The sequence below is a fragment of the Dellaglioa sp. CoH-57-MRSF-17 genome (genome assembly GCF_056782015.1).
The window spans coordinates 153,015-169,096 of the sequence record NZ_JBXAXY010000003.1 but is presented as its reverse complement, the minus strand read 5'-3'; the positions used below and the strand labels follow the sequence as shown (position 1 = coordinate 169,096).

11 protein-coding genes are annotated in these 16,082 nt (G+C 33.6%); 1 reads left to right on the top strand and 10 read right to left on the bottom strand.

Annotated elements, in window-relative coordinates; genetic code table 11:
- Positions 1–14: 14 nt before the first annotated feature.
- From AC1RPJ_RS04545 to AC1RPJ_RS04520, 6 genes are all read right to left on the bottom strand, one after another.
- Positions 15–746, bottom strand: a complete 732-nt coding sequence (locus tag AC1RPJ_RS04545; protein WP_481761507.1) for a LysM peptidoglycan-binding domain-containing protein — start codon at positions 744–746, stop codon at positions 15–17.
- Between the two features lie 24 nt (positions 747–770).
- A complete protein-coding gene (locus tag AC1RPJ_RS04540) occupies positions 771–2,258 on the bottom strand; it encodes an ATP-binding cassette domain-containing protein (RefSeq protein WP_481762410.1) in 1,488 nt (495 codons plus the stop codon).
- A 167-nt stretch (positions 2,259–2,425) separates the two neighbouring features.
- Positions 2,426–3,631 carry a CDP-glycerol glycerophosphotransferase family protein gene (locus AC1RPJ_RS04535; protein ID WP_481761627.1) on the bottom strand — a complete coding sequence of 402 codons (1,206 nt, stop codon included), beginning with the start codon at positions 3,629–3,631 and terminating at the stop codon, positions 2,426–2,428.
- Positions 3,632–3,683: 52 nt separating this feature from the next.
- A complete protein-coding gene (gene tagD / locus AC1RPJ_RS04530) occupies positions 3,684–4,076 on the bottom strand; it encodes a glycerol-3-phosphate cytidylyltransferase (RefSeq protein ID WP_481761509.1) in 393 nt (130 codons plus the stop codon).
- A 61-nt stretch (positions 4,077–4,137) separates the two neighbouring features.
- The gene (locus AC1RPJ_RS04525) at positions 4,138–5,250 is read right to left on the bottom strand and encodes an AI-2E family transporter (protein WP_481761510.1); all 1,113 of its coding nucleotides are present in this window, start codon (positions 5,248–5,250) and stop codon (positions 4,138–4,140) included.
- Positions 5,251–5,390: 140 nt separating this feature from the next.
- Entirely contained in the window at positions 5,391–10,334 is a 4,944-nt protein-coding gene (locus AC1RPJ_RS04520; RefSeq protein ID WP_481761511.1) for a CDP-glycerol glycerophosphotransferase family protein, read from the bottom strand.
- A 231-nt stretch (positions 10,335–10,565) separates the two neighbouring features.
- On the opposite strand from AC1RPJ_RS04520, the gene AC1RPJ_RS04515 reads away from it, so the two are divergent.
- Positions 10,566–12,566: a hypothetical protein gene (locus AC1RPJ_RS04515; protein ID WP_481761512.1), complete on the top strand. Its 2,001-nt coding sequence runs from the start codon at positions 10,566–10,568 to the stop codon at positions 12,564–12,566.
- Between the two features lie 72 nt (positions 12,567–12,638).
- Here AC1RPJ_RS04515 and hxlB read toward each other — a convergent pair whose 3' ends face one another.
- From hxlB to AC1RPJ_RS04495, 4 genes are read right to left on the bottom strand one after another with little or no spacing between them, the layout of a single operon-like run.
- On the bottom strand, positions 12,639–13,181 hold the full coding sequence (hxlB, locus tag AC1RPJ_RS04510) for a 6-phospho-3-hexuloisomerase (RefSeq protein ID WP_481761513.1): 543 nt from the start codon (positions 13,179–13,181) through the stop codon (positions 12,639–12,641).
- The gene (locus tag AC1RPJ_RS04505; protein ID WP_481761514.1) at positions 13,178–13,804 is read right to left on the bottom strand and encodes an orotidine 5'-phosphate decarboxylase / HUMPS family protein; all 627 of its coding nucleotides are present in this window, start codon (positions 13,802–13,804) and stop codon (positions 13,178–13,180) included. The genes hxlB and AC1RPJ_RS04505 overlap by 4 nt, the downstream gene beginning before the upstream one ends.
- Positions 13,804–14,763, bottom strand: coding sequence for a sugar kinase (locus tag AC1RPJ_RS04500; RefSeq protein ID WP_481761515.1), 960 nt, complete (start codon positions 14,761–14,763; stop codon positions 13,804–13,806). Before AC1RPJ_RS04500 ends, AC1RPJ_RS04505 begins: the two co-directional genes overlap by 1 nt.
- A gap of 30 nt (positions 14,764–14,793) precedes the next feature.
- Positions 14,794–16,080: a gluconate:proton symporter gene (locus AC1RPJ_RS04495; RefSeq protein ID WP_481761516.1), complete on the bottom strand. Its 1,287-nt coding sequence runs from the start codon at positions 16,078–16,080 to the stop codon at positions 14,794–14,796.
- Positions 16,081–16,082 lie beyond the last annotated feature (2 nt).

The window sequence follows — 16,082 nt, the reverse complement described above, 5'->3', positions numbered from 1 at the left end:
CAGAAATCCGATTGCTAATTGCTAGTTGTCTCATCACTAGTTGAGCTCGTTGAACTAGTTGTATCTGATGTTGAACTAGAATATGATCTTGTTGTGTTATCGGTACTAGAAGTATCTGAACTTGTTGTACTATCTGAGCTTGTATCAGCATTAGAGTATGAACTTGCTGTACTTGTACTATCTGAAGTTGTATCGTCATTAGAGTATGAACTTGTTGTGTTGTCTGAAGTAGTATTATCAGAACTTGTATTATCTGTGCCTGTTGTATCTGAAGATGTAGTATCTATACTTTTTCCACTTCCAGCAACGACCTTAAGCGTTTGCCCAGGTCTTAATGTTGTATTTTCCATGTCATTTAATGCAATTAGTTCCTTCACTGTCATATCATGGCTTAACGCAATAGATGACAATGAATCACCATAAACAACAGTTATCGTATCCGTATCAATATTAGAACTTGACGACGAAGACGACGTTGATTTACTTTTTTTAGACACAGATTTTTTCTTTTCAGTTTTCTTCTTTTTTGATTTTGGTTTTGATTTTTCACTAGACTTACTCTTACCATATTTCGATTCAGCTAATTTTTGTTGTTCAGCGTACTCCTTTTTTTGTTGGTCAGATGACCCACGAGTAGCAACCCACTCAACGACGTCATGACCAGCCTTCGTACTAGCTAATATCGTCCCACCACCGATACACACAACTGCAACTATACCAATAATTACTTTCGTTCTTAATTTCATAACTTCCTCCGAGTTAACTCACATTTATTTAGGTACTTTTATTTTTTGTCCTACATGCAAAAGATTTGATGATAATTCATTGATGTCCATCAATTGATCACTGGTTGTATCATTGGCAGTCGCGATACTTGATAAACTATCCCCACTACCTACCTCAAACATCTTCGTACTAATTTTACTGATACTTTCTTTCTTTTCACTACTTTCCTTCTTTTCACTACTTTCTTTTGCTGCTGACTCAGAACTAGCCACCCTTTCAGATGACTCTCTAGCTAGAACGGATTCACTTTCTGCCTTAGCTTTAGCAAGCGACTCATTCTGCCGCTTTTTTTCAGCAGACCGTTTGGCTGACTTGCTTGAAGCAGCTTTAGCTGATTTAGATTTAGAAGATGCCACCACTTTTTTAGAGACATCAGCTCTACTAATTGAGCTTGAAATTGCTATTTTTTTTGATTCACTTACAGACTTCTGACGTTGGGCGATTGAACTCGATTCTTGCTTGTCATTGTTCATTTGAACATACTTGGCAGAAACTGTTCCTATCACTGCTAAAATCAAAATACCAATAACCATCAAAGCTAGTTTACCGTGCTTTTTACCATTTTTCTTTTTTAAAAAATATTTTGTATCGTCAAATGCTTGTCCGTTATAAAAGGCATCTCTACGACGCAACTCAATTGATCGAGGCATATCAGGATCAAAATGCGTTTTTTTATATTGTGTATATAAGGTCTCTACACTAAATGATTTACGTTCTGAATCACGTTGTTTATCGTACTCACTTCGTTTCTCATCAGTCAAACTATCGTACCAAGCAACAAAATCTAAATAACTCATAACGACTTTTTCAGACTCACCGATATCCATCAGTTGACCGTTTTGAATCCAGGCAATTCTGTCTGTTAAGAACTCCATTTGTTGTAAATCTTGACTAGCAAGTACAAAAGTTTTGCCCTCTGTTTGTAGGCTTTTAATTTTATCAACCGTTTTTTGATAAAAAATATCATCTAATGCTGATAGAATACCATCTAAAATAATAATATCAGGTTCAATGAAGAAGGCCATTGCTAACTCAACTCGCGCACGCATATCGGGAGAGTAATCTTCAATTTTACTTTCTTTTAATACCCCTAAGTCAGCAAAATTTAAAACATTATTCAAAGTTTGATCACTATTTTTGTAATCAATCTTAGAATCAGTAATTGCTTCTTGAATATTTTGCACAGCCGTTTTATCGCGTTTTAATTGTGTCTCATATGATACAATCGTCGTGTGACCGGCCATCGTTAGAAAACCCGTTGTTTGTTTGGCTTTACCGGCTAGAATGTCAGATAACGTTGCTTTCCCTGAGCCACCCATGCCAATAATACCAAAAAATTCACCACGATAAATATCAAACGAGATGCCCCTTAAAGCCCAATAAATATCTTTCGAATCTTTATCAATTTTTCGATTTTTTTTACTTGTTATACCTTTTGTAACATACTCTAATCGAATTTTATAATCTTCCATTTTATCACCATTAATCATTCAGTTATTTTAATTCTCAATAATAACATGTATACACTTACGCTTATACAATTCTACCATTAATCACTAAAAATTAACATCTTATCCGATGTTATCAGTATTTATATTTTAAAAAATAAAAAGCATATCCTCCCAAAAGGAGAATATGCTTACTTACCTAAGATAATGTCAGAAACTTTTTGAGAAGCTTTTCCATTATCCCATTCAATAAATTTATTTTGAAAATCTTTAAATTGTTTTTCGTAACCAGGATAATCACCATTTTGCGTATAGACATCCAATTGTTTATAGAAATCTGGTTCTTTTTCTACGATTGGTCCTGGCGCTTCCATCTCAAAGTTGATATAAAAGCCGCGTAGTTCATCCCGATAATGTTCTAAATCATAACAATAAAACATCATTGGTCGATTCAAATTAGCAAAATCAAACATCACTGACGAATAATCCGTAATCATCATATCACTCATTAAATATAATTCAGTAATATTTTCATCTGCCATTATTTTAACACGATCTTCAAATCCTTCGATATTAATACTATTCTTAACTAAATAATGAGGCCGCATAATTAAAATAGTATCGTCTGATACATGTTGAAAGAATGATTCGAATGAAAAAGCCATTTCGAATTTATAAACACCCTGAGTATAAAAGCTATCATCACGCCATGTTGGCGCATAAAGAACCACTTTAGCATCTTCATTACCAAGATACGTTTTCTTTAAAGCTCTAATATCTTTTTCATTATTATCCGCATATAAAATGTCATTCCTTGGGTATCCAATATCCAAGGATTTATTTTTAAAAGCAAATGCACTTTCAAAAATTTGCTTTGAATAATGATTAGGCGCTATTAAATAATCCCAACGTGCTGTTTCCACTTTAAAATTAGCATGGTATAACGCTGTCGTTGTACCTGGCATTGAAACATTTTCAATATCCATTCCTAAATGTTTCAACGGTGTCCCGTGCCATGTTTGTATATATGTAGTCTTCGGATTCTTTTTCCACCAAATAGGTAATCTTGAATTAAAGACCCAAAATTCAGCCCTCGCCATTTTGATAGTCCAAGAAAATCCAAAGCGTTTAATTAAATTAATTTCCGGATATTGTTCTTTTAATTTAGTGTACATGCTTGGTTTAACGCTAAAATATAAAAGCTTCGCATTTTCTTCACCAAGATCTCGTCTAGTCTGCTTGTAAATGGCCATCGGGTTATCGTTAACATCGCGCCCATTAAAGCTTTCAAAGACAACTTGGTGTTTTTTAATTGAAAATTTAATTGTAAAATCATTTAACGTTATTAAAATTTGGCGACCAATCCGCTTAACCACTTTTTGGACTATTTTTTTAATTTCATTCATTATTTTGTTCTCCTTACTACAAAAGATAAAATAATAAAATATTTTACAAGTTCATCCCTAAATCTTTTTTAATTTTTGTTGTTGAAATACCATCTGTTCTTGGTAAGTAAATAACTTCACAGTAATCGCTTAAAAAGTCAAACTTACCTGCCCAATCATCACCCATCACAAATGTATCAATCTGATTATCGACGACGTCACTAATTTTTTGGTCCCATTCAGTTTCTGGAATCACTTCATCTACGTACTTAATTGCTTCTAAAATGAACTTACGATCTTCATATGATGTGTAAGCCTTTTTCCCTTTAATTGCGTTAAATTCATCTGTTGAAATACAAACTGTTAAATGGTCGCCCATTGCTTTAGCGCGTTGTAAAATACGTACATGACCCTTGTGTAATAAATCGAATGTTCCATAAGTAATTATTTTTTTCATGTTTTTGCTCCTCCGTCGTTATCAATAATAATTTATTTTATCATAAACTGTTATGACTGTCTTATTTTTCCTGCAATTGTCTAATATCGTAAAAGTATTTAATAACAACTTTTACAACAGCATATAAGGGAATTCCTAAAATCATTCCTAGAAGCCCAGCAATGTTACCAGCTACTAGTAATAATACAATAATCGTCAATGGATGTATATTTAATGATTTGCCTATAACATTAGGATAGACAAAATTACCATCAATTTGTTGGACAATTAACACAACAATCACGACAAAAATAACCATTTGAGTAGACTGTGTTACCGCAATAATCAGTGCTGGGAAAATACCAATATAGGGTCCAATATAAGGAATAATATTAGCAAGGCCAGCCACAACTCCTAGTAACAAAATATACGGCATACCAATAATTGAATAACCAATAGCGGTAAATACCCCAACGAAAATACATTCAATAGCTTGTCCACCAATGTACGCTGAAATTGTATCACCCATGCGGTCAAGTAACTCAACGAGCTCATCCCCATGTTTTTCTGGAACAAGTTTTTTAAGCGTTGGGACTAGTTTTTGACCATCTTTTAACATATAGAACAACATCACAGGTACTGTCAGTGCAACAACTGTCACACTCGTTACAACCCCAATCATTGATCCTATCGAGTTCGTCAAATTGGTTGCAATTGATTTGAAGTAGGTCCCAATAGAATTTTCAAACTGGTTTAAATAGCTAGTAAAATCAATTTCTTTAAACCAAGCATATTTATTTAAATGATTAAACGTATCTTTTGACGACTCACTAACTGCATTTGCATAATCTGGTAGGTTAACCACCAATTGACTTAGCTGACTGACTACTCTCGGAATCAGGTACCCTATTAAGGCAACTAAAAGAATTGCTAGGAATACAAATAGAATGGCAACTGACAACGTTCGAGAAAATTTGAATTTTTTGATTTTTATTTTCATTAAAAATTTAACGACCGGATTAAATAAATAAAATAAAAACCCAGATATAATAATCGGAATAAATAATGTGGAAATAAACGTTCCTATTGGACTAAAAATAAAACTTATTTTTGTACACATCCAAATTAACGAGGCAACGATTAATAATTCAAGTGACCAAAACATCAATTTAGACTTTTTTAATCTATCAAGCATCGATATGGTTCTCCTTTAATTTATGTATAGTAATTTCATTATACCGTAACCTGTCTAACAATTATAGCGTTTCACTTATCCTCATTATTGAACGATAAATTAATTCAAAAAAAAGACGCCAAATGGCGTCTTTAAACTGCTTAATTGATTACTTCACTTTTATCAATCCAACCGGTTGTCCCATCACTCATCGTGATAAACAGTAATGTCGAACCGACTTTATTTTTTTGAATAGGATCAATTAAATAACCCGTTTTATTCACGATACCTTCATTTGTAACTCTGGCATCAATATTTTTTACAAATTTATAATTTTTAGATCCATAAACCTTTGACCAAACTTCAGCACCATCTTGAACATGGACGGTCGTTTCTTCAACTACTGTTTCTTGAGCTTCATAAACGCGTCCATTCATGACAAAATCAACTAACCGTTCAGTTGCATGTCCATCATCCCAAGCATTATAAGTCGCTACAAATTGATCATAATTGTGATGGCGTTCATCCGTTGCAAATGCTCGTTTAATCTCAGTAATGACAGCATCTGTATCCTTAACGATTGGTCCTGGTACTTCTTTTTCGTAGTCAAAGTAAAAACCACGAATATCATTTGCATACTCATCTAAATCATATGCAAAGAAAATAATAGGACGTTTTAACGCTGCAAAATCAAAGAAAACAGATGAATAATCTGTAATCAACAGATCACTAATAAGATATAAATCATTAATATCTTCATAATCAGCAACGTTCAGCGCAAAGCCTTCATAATCAGTTAAATCTAATGAGTTAGCAATTAAATAATGCGTTCTAACAAGAACGATAATATCATCGCCAAGTTCTGCTTTCATCTTATCTAAATCAAGATGTAACTTAGCCGTGAAATAATCAGCTTTAACGTATTCATTATCTCTCCAAGTAGGTGCATATAGAATAACTTTTTTGTTTGGATTAATTTCTAAACTTGCTTTAATACGATTGATATCTGTCTGTGTATAATTCGTTAAAATATCATTTCTAGGATAGCCAGAATTAATCATTTGGTTACGGTTCAAACGGAATGCACGTCTGAAAATATCTGACGAATATTCATTTGGCGTAACAGAATAATCCCAACGATCAGAATCTTTTGTAACTTGGCTATGATATTTAGCAGCATCAACGCCAGGCATTGACCCTGTATTTACGTCAACACCAATCGTTTTTAATGGCGTACCATGCCATGTCTGAACAATTGTTGTACCTTCAGGTTTAACCCACCATAATGGTCGACGAACATTCGTAAACCAATATTTTGCTCGAGCTTGTTTGAAAATACCTTTAAATGAGAATCGTGTCACATAGGGAATATGATTTTCTTTAAAATAAGCAACATAATCCTGGTTCACATTCCAGTACATCTTATATTTAGGGTAACGGTCTTTCATGTATTCATAGATAGCTTTTGGATTATCACTATATTTACGACCAAAGAAACTTTCAAATATAATAATATCTTTCTTTGACATTTTACCGATAATACCAAATGCTTTTGGATACCATTTATTAAACTTAACGATCTTTTTAATTTTATTTCTAATTACTTGAACGCTTGGTTCTTGTGGTAATAAGTGATCGCTAATCATTGCTTCAAAAACTTGCTTTGAAGCATCCCCTTGACGACCATACGTACAAAATTTATCATAAAATTCAATCAATTGTTGCGCGTAGGTTGTCTGTAGATGATTAAAATCGCTTAATTCGTCAATTATTTTTGCCGTTGTATCCACAATTGGTCCTGGAACCGTACCATTATAATCGAGATAAACACCTCGTGTATCTTCTGTATAATCTTTTAAATCATATGCAAAGAAAATCATTGGTCGTTTAAGATGTGCGTAATCAAACATTACTGAACTATAATCAGTAATTAACGTATCCGCAATTAAATATAAATCTTCAACTGTTGGATAATTAGACACATCAAAAGTAAATCCTTCAAATTCAGTTAGATCAATTTTATTGGCAACGAAATAATGTAGCCTTACCAATAACACATATTCGTCACTCAATTTAGCTTGCATTTGTTTAATATCTAACTCAAAATCAAATCCGTCTTTATTTCGGTAGGTTGGTGCATATAATACGACCTTTTTATCCAATGGCATGCCAATAGATTCTTTAATTTTAAGGATATCAGTTTCATTATTCTTTTTATAAAGTACATCATTTCTTGGGAAGCCAGAGTGAACAACCTCTTTTTCAAAATTAAATGCGTGACTAGCTGTTTCATCCATATATGGCGAAGGTGAAACAAGATAATCCCAACGCTTAATTCGTTTCATGAAATTATTCTGACGTCCTTTTGAACCATCTTTGAAATAAGGTTCATCAAATCCCATCGTTTTCATGAAGGTTCCATGTAACGATTGAACTTCAACTTGTCCTTTTCGTTTTGCATATTGGTTAGGGAGGTTAGTATTTTCAATAAAATACTTAGCTCGCGCCATGTAATACCAATACTTTTTACTGAAGTAGCGAACTCGTTTACCATTGCCGGTTATTGTTGTATTCGGATCCTTGAATAACCAGACACATTCATAATCTGGCATGTTTTCTTGGACATAATCATAAATGGCTTTTTCATTACCATTGAAATAAGCGCCCCAATAACTATCAAAGACAATCGTTTTCTTCTTTAAAGGTAATAAACGTTGTAGCGGGTAATATAGTGAGAAGTTAATTGCCCGTTTTCGTTTGGTTGCGTCCTGCTTATCCCACGATAATTTTTGGTTTAAAACCAAAAAATTGTTTTTTGTTTCGTATAATGATGTTCTTGCTAAATGATTTGTACGACTTTCTAGCGTTTCTACACGTTCTGGTTCAGTTGTAATTTGCGAACGAACAACTTGGTCAGCACTATAAAAATCAAGATAAAGATTATATTTTGCTGCCTTAATGAAACTGTCTTGTTGTTCATTAATTAAATTCAAATTAACGATTATTTGACCGTTATCATCGACAGTAACGTCATTAAATTGATATTTATATTGTTCCTCTTGATCGATTACACGTAAAACAATTTTTTCTGCTGAACTTTGAAACAATGTATTTTCAGCGATTAATCGTAGCCGACTATTATCTAACCACTGGACATCCATTAGTTTTGAAAAATGTGGTGCGATATTTAGTCCAATCATTTCCTTCATATTCTTTTGAACGAGTAAACTATATTGTGCTATTTCATATTCTTGCGGTTTATCAACATGTTCAAACTCATAGCTTAATTTCAATTCTTTTTCATCAATTAACTGGAGTCTTTTTTGTGTTACAGAACTTAACTCGGCTACTTCAGTTATTGAGAATTCAAATTTCACTTGATGTTCACTAACATTTATTTTTTGTCCACTAATTTGAGGCGCAATTTCATCATCACTATTTTCAGTAACAATTAACTTCGTACTTTCAGGATTATTTAACCATGTAGAGACCACTAATTTACTATCATTCACACTAATATCTTGAATTAGATTAGCTTGAACATTTTTTTCCGTCTTTATTTCATTTGCTGTCAAAGTCATCGCATTAAAAGCTAATGCCCAGTCAAAACTAAAATCAGTTTTAATTTGATAATCATTACCAGAAAAAATATTACTTATAAATTTACGCTTAGGATTAGCTAAAAATTCCGTCACATTAATATTTTTAACTTGATAATTAACTTGTATTTTCCAAATGCCGTTTCCTAATATTTTGTATGCCTCTTGTTGATCAAATGACATTCTAAAATAACGATAGTTACGGTGCTTAAATAAATGACGACGACGCTTGACGGTTTCTCGTTCAAACGTAATTGGCATTTCTTTCCCATTTATAATGTTAATCAAATTAACCGTAAATTTTTCGTCTAATTTTTTTGTAACTTTCAATTGATTGAGTTGCAACCAACCCTTAATAACTATCTCACTTGTCATTTCATCAGAAAAAACATTTAAGATTCGTTGTTCGAATTTTTGTGATTGTCCCACATCAACCGCTTTAGCAACATCTAAAGAGATAGCCGGATCTTCATATTGATAGCGATTATTTTTTTCAACAATTTTTCCAATATTTCTACGACGATAACTATATTTTTTTAAGTCTTTAATATTCCCCTGTAACACAGCAGCATATTGAATTTGATTTTTAATTGATAATTGCTTAAATAATTCTGGATTAATCGTTCTAATAAGTAGGACTGTAATTTTTTGAAATTCTAATATGTAATCTTCTTCCGATTCTCGAATATCTTGCATTGATAGCGGAATATCAGTTGTTAATAATTTCAGATCAAATGCATCCATAACATTTTGAGTTGCCCCATATTTTTTCATGTATGAACGCGTTAACTCTAGCATTTCCAATCGGTCTTTATAATGTTGAATATCATTACCTCGACTTTGAGTGATAGATTTGCTATCACCTTCACGCCAACGCCATTCGTATACAATATCAGTAATAATATCAATATGGTTAGCCAATAAATGAGCTGCCATCATCACAGGAATATCTTCATATAACATTCCCACAGGGTAGCGCAAATTATTGTCGATAAACAAATTTAATCGATAAACTTTATTCCATGAAGTTGTGTCATAAACTAATTCTGGGTGTTCTGCAATTGATGTTTCATAAACAGTATCTTTAATAGCAAATTTATGAATGTAAGAACGTGAACTACGTTTAGAATTAAATCGTTTAACTGCACCAGTTGCCAAGTCTGAATCAGTCATCTTTACCGACCCCATCAAAAGACTGTATGCGTCAACTGGTAATAAATCATCCCCATCTACGAAGGCAATATATTCTCCGGTAGCGGCTTCAATTCCTGCATTTCTAGCAGCACTAGGTCCAGCATTTTCTTTGTGAATTGCTTTAATATTGTCAAAAAGTGATACATACCGATCCATAATTTCGGCAGTCCCATCAACTGATCCATCATCAACTAAAATAATTTCTAATTGTTCATAACTTTGGTTAAGAACTGATTCAATACTTTCTTCAATGAACTCTTCAACATTGTATCCCAAAATAACAACTGAGAGTAATCCATTATTTTTTGTCATTATTAATTGTATTCTCCTTAACAATTCTTTTGTCCAAATATCTAATAATTATATCATTCCTATTTATAATAATATATTTTTTTTATATTACATTCCATGGTATTTAACTGTTCCATAACTTTTTGATCAGTATTAATAACCCCGTTCCATTCAAATAATGAATTGGCCTATCAGTCATATTCATGTATAATTAGAAGGCACAAAATATATTTTATAGGGGAGTTCTAAATTATGAAAATCAGTAAATTCATTGGGATCACATTACTGTTTACAGCACTTGGCTTAGGGATAGCCAGTCACAGTACATCTAGCTCTGTCTCAGCAAAAGTTAAACTATCATCTTCAAAATACATTGCACATGCGCCTGTTAGAATTAAAACGAAAGCTTATAATGTTTATGCTTACCCTCGAACTTTAAATTCAAAATCAAAGTTCATGCACTATGGTTCAAGTTATCATTCAACAACTTTTTACATCACAAAAACGATTAAATTATCAGATGGAAAATCATATTCTTGGCTAGTTAATGGTGCTGGAAAAGCGTATGGCTATATAAATACCAAAGCCACAACCGTTTATGCATCTCCCAAAACAGATAAATCAGATAGTAACCATACACCTGTTAGAATTAAAACAAATGCTTATAATGTTTACAGTTATCCAAGAGCATTACACGGTGCTTCTACATTTATGCACTATGGTACTAGTTATCACTCAACCACTTTCTACATTTCCAAAAAAATTACAACGGCATCAAATGTAAGCTACTCAAAACTAACATATAGTGACGGAACTTTGTATGGTTATGTGAATACTAAAGCATTAACGAATTACGAAACCGTTAAAGATATCAAAACTTCTTCATCAAAAACTAAATATCGTATCACGTCTGACATCTCTAACATTCATAACGCACCACTAAACACTATTTATGGAAATAAAACAACACATTATTCAAAAAATTACTTCGATACTGATTTATATATCACCAAAACAGAAACACGAACACAAGATGGCGCTAAATTTTCATATGTTAAAACTGGGAAAAACGATCTCGGTTGGATTTATAGTGGCTATTTAGCAGCCTGGACACCTGCTACAGATGTTCTTGTTGATATGCATGATGGTAGCCTAGATACAGGCAATAAATTAGCAAATACTGCGGCTACTAATTTCTATCAAAAAAAGCCTAATTATTCTTCAGTTGATGCAACAACAAAATCAGGTAGTACTTATAATGCAACTGGTTCAAAACAATTTAAAACAAATTATTTCTTAACTGCTTCATATAAATCAAGTGGTGATTGGGGTAATATACAAGGATTTGTTATCAATGGTCACTACCTTTATGCATCAATCTCAACTGATTCGAAAAAAGGAACTGGTAAGATTGTCCGTTTTGATACTGATAAGATGAACGCATTAAATCTAAATAATAGTAAGGGATTTGGAGAATTATGGCAGGCTTTTTACTACCTCCGTCAATCGCAATCTCTTAGCTACTACAAAGCAAACTACCCTGCTTCAACTTATAAAGGTAAATATAATTTCTATGTTTCTAAATATAATGCATACAAAAAATATGAATCTATCATTAAAGTCGGTCCTGAATTCATAATAGGCCATGGTCAATCTTTAGATTATAAAACAAATGGTTCAAATAAAGGTCTCTACATGTATCGTGATACAAGCTCAAAATCACTTACTGAATCCGACACAGTAACTATTCAACATATCAATTCGTCAACGCTAGCACCTGATAACTATACTAATATGCAATGGAACGATGGTTATGGTAATTTTATGCAAAGTAATAATTTAACTTTTGCAGATAACAATAACTTCTATTCATACACAATGATTGGTAGCGGATCTGGTTCAGCCGGTAAGTATATTCGAATTTGGAAGGGATCTATAGATGCCGACAATAAAGTCACCGTAAAAGTCGTTGGACAATTAGCCAACCGGGTGGGTGACTCTCCACAATCAATTGCTTATAGTTCAAAAACAAATAAAGTTTACCTCGTAACAGATGACGCTTTTGTCGCTGTTAACGCTTCGAAATTAACAGTTGATAATAATCATAACAGTGCCTTAACAACAAATGATGTTTCGTATACCCGTATCAATTCTTCACGAGAAACTGAAGGGATGCAAATCATTAACGGTTACGCCTACATGTTATTTAATAGAACACCTGAGTTAATTAAGTCAACAACAGCCGGTTATTAATCAACCATTGTTGTAACTATAGTTATCCTAAAAAATAGCAACTACCATTTTAAAAATGATAGTTGCTATTTTTTATTCTAAATTACTATGGCTCGCCTTCGCCTGATCATTTGATACGTTGTCTCTACGACTTACCTTCAGCACTAATGCATCCAGAGCAATATGCACACTTTGATCAAATAGCGTACTCAATAATTGGATTGACTTTACACTATTATCAGCTTTTGTTGCACCAGGCACAACGACAACTGAGTTAGATACTTTCGCTAAAGGAGACTCGCCGTTACTTGTAAGCCCGACTACTTTAACGCCAATTTTCTTAGCACTTTCAGTTGGTTCAAGTACACTCTTAGTTGTCCCAGAGCCAGAAACAGAAACTAGCACATCCCCTTCTGCAATTGACGGTGTAATTGTCTCACCAATTACAAAGACCGTATAACCGATATGCATTAATCTCATTGCGAATCCTTTTGCCATTAACCCAGATCGCCCAGCACCTAAGATAAAAATTCTTTTATCTTTCGTAATTAACTTCTCAGCACCATTTAATTGGTCATCACTAACTTTAGCAATGACCGCGTTAATTTCATCCATTATTTCATCAAGTAAACTCATTTAATAACCTCCATAAATTTTTTTGCCATATCTAATGGTTTCTCATTATTCATTATTTTACCACCAACAATGATTCTTTCCACGATACCTTGAACAGCCAATCTTTTTGCCTGTTCAATATCAATACCACCGGCAACCGCGATTTTTTTTATATTTGGAAATTTAGCATGGAATTCAGCCACCGCTTTTACGGCATCAAAATCTTGATCTTTCTTATCATGTGAGTAATGTAATCCAAAAATGGCTTCATCAAATTTTTGTAATTTTTCAATTTTCGTCTCATCTACTTCCAATAAATCTATCAGAATGTTTTTTTTCTGATTAACCGTTAATTCATAAACTTGTTCAATCGTATCAATTGACGAACTTGCCATAACCGTTAACGTATCCGCGTTAGCAGAGAATCCCTTTTCAAATTCATAAACACCCTCATCAATTGTCTTTAAATCAAATAATACTTCTGATTGATTAACTTTTTCCGTAACAGATTTTAACGCATTTATCCCATAATCTTTAATCAAAGAGGTCCCAACTTCGATGACATTGACAACACCATCTAAGTAGCTGACGCTCTCCATAAGGTCTTCTAACGTAACGCGATCAATAGCGACTTGTAATTTCATTATTCCTGTACGCCTTCCTTTTTATAAAAATCCTGTAGTTCTTTAGGTGTTGGGTAGCCATCATTATCACCTGGTGTCTGAACTTGAAGCGCACCAACTGCATTTCCTCGTAAAACGGCTGACTCCATAGATTTGTTTTCCAATAATGCTGTAATAACGCCTAATGCAAATCCATCGCCTGCACCAACAGTATCCACAACTTTATCCACTTTGAAGCCTTTAATCGTTTTCATACTACCATCTGAATTTTTGATAAATGCACCACTTGCACCTATTTTAACAATTACCGTTTTTGTCCGTTTGCCTTTTAAATAAAAGTCGGCAATTTCTTCTGGATTATCACTGCCCATCAGAATTTTTCCTTCTTCAACACCTGGTAAAACAACATCTGCATAACCTGCCAGTTCATTAACGGTCGCAACCATATAATCTTTACTTTTCCACAATGTTGGTCGTAAATTAGGGTCAAATGTAATGAATTTTTGGTTATCCACAAGGCGTGTTAATAACGTTCTAAATGTTTTTTCGGCCACATCTGAAATAGCTGGGAAAATACCAGACATATGCGCTATTTTAACATCATCTAAATTTATTGCATCAATTCGATCACTTGTTAAATGAGCTGCAGCTGACCCTTTACGGTAATTAAAAGTCTCTGGGTCACCCGTTGATACGAGTTGTTTCAATTGATGCCCCGTCCAATGATTTTCACTTTCGCTAATATAATCGATACCCACACCATGTCCTGAAATAATACTCTTCGCGTATTGGCCAAAAGGTTCTGTTCCAACTCGAGAAACATATTCAACATCATGCCCTAAGCGTTTAACTCCGATCGCTACGTTTAATTCTGCGCCACCTAATATTTTCACATAATTAACTGATTCTGATAAGCTTTGATCCATATCTTTTGAGGCAAATGTAATGATTGGTTCGCCAATTGTTATAACTTCACTCATTATATTTTCTTCCCTTCATGTCTCTTAATTTTAACCGAAAAAGTAATAAACTAAAACTTCATTAATAATTGAAACAAACCACATGATTGGAACACCTCTTTTTAATAAATCTTTTGATTGAACTTTCATATAATCAAGGCCCCAAACATTCCATGATTGCGTGATTCCTGTTGAAACAGCAAGAAGCGCAGGCACATAGAGAAGTGGTAATAAGAAGGCATCATTGAACAACCCGGTTCCCGAAAGAACCGCTGCAGTTGCAGCTCCAGCACCCCAAACATGTAACGGACCTCTGAATAACGCGAGCGGTGCTAATACTCCAAATACAATAGCAAGGATTAAATGGTCATGCGGTAATATCAGACTAAATACATGTTGAAACCTAACAGCGTTCAACTGAGCAGCACCAGCAAACATCACTAACGCCATTAAAAACATAATCAATCCTGCGATATCACCAATCGCTTTTTGAATCGTACTATTCAAGAAGTCGACGAAATTTTTATATCCTTTCATATTTCCAGTAACAGCTATCGCAAACAATGTTGCTAAAGTTAATCCTGGAATAGCATCCCAGCCGAAAATCATATTCATAACGACCGGAATAATTGGTGCAACAAATGCAATTTTTGGTATGGGGCGACTTTCAGAATTTTGTTGTGTCTCACCAATAATTTTTAGATTTGAATCAACATTTTCTTGAGTAAATTTCTTGCGATGTAAAACTAAGAAAATAATTACCGCGATTAATTGAACTGTCATTGCTGTCCAACCGAAGATTAAGTATTGTCCGCCGTATACGGCATTTGGAAAAAATGCTTTAATTTGATTGAATAAAACAACATTAATGTACATTGGTGCCCCAATTGACATGACAAATGCAGTAAGTGCGATGTCTCTTGGAATACCTAGGGATAACATGATTGGTAATAAGATAACCCCTATCGCAATCACAGATCCCACTCCGTATGCGCTTACAAAAATAAACGCTGTTACCAAAACAATTAAAATAGCTGCTATTAATGGTCGTTTTTTCCCAACTTTTTTTGTTGCTTCTGAAATTGCAGGCGCAATCCCACTATCAACAAGAACCCTTCCGAACCATGATCCAAATGCAATATAGATAATTGTCGGTCCATAATTCAATGCTGGTTCAGCAAATACTTTTTGAACTGCCTTATCGAATGGAATTTGTCCAATGATAGACCATAAAATAGCCATTACGAAGAACCCGACCATGATGTTTCCACCCTTTAAAATATAAATAATAAATCCTACAAAAGTGATTAATAATAAAATCGGTATTAGGGTTGCCATAA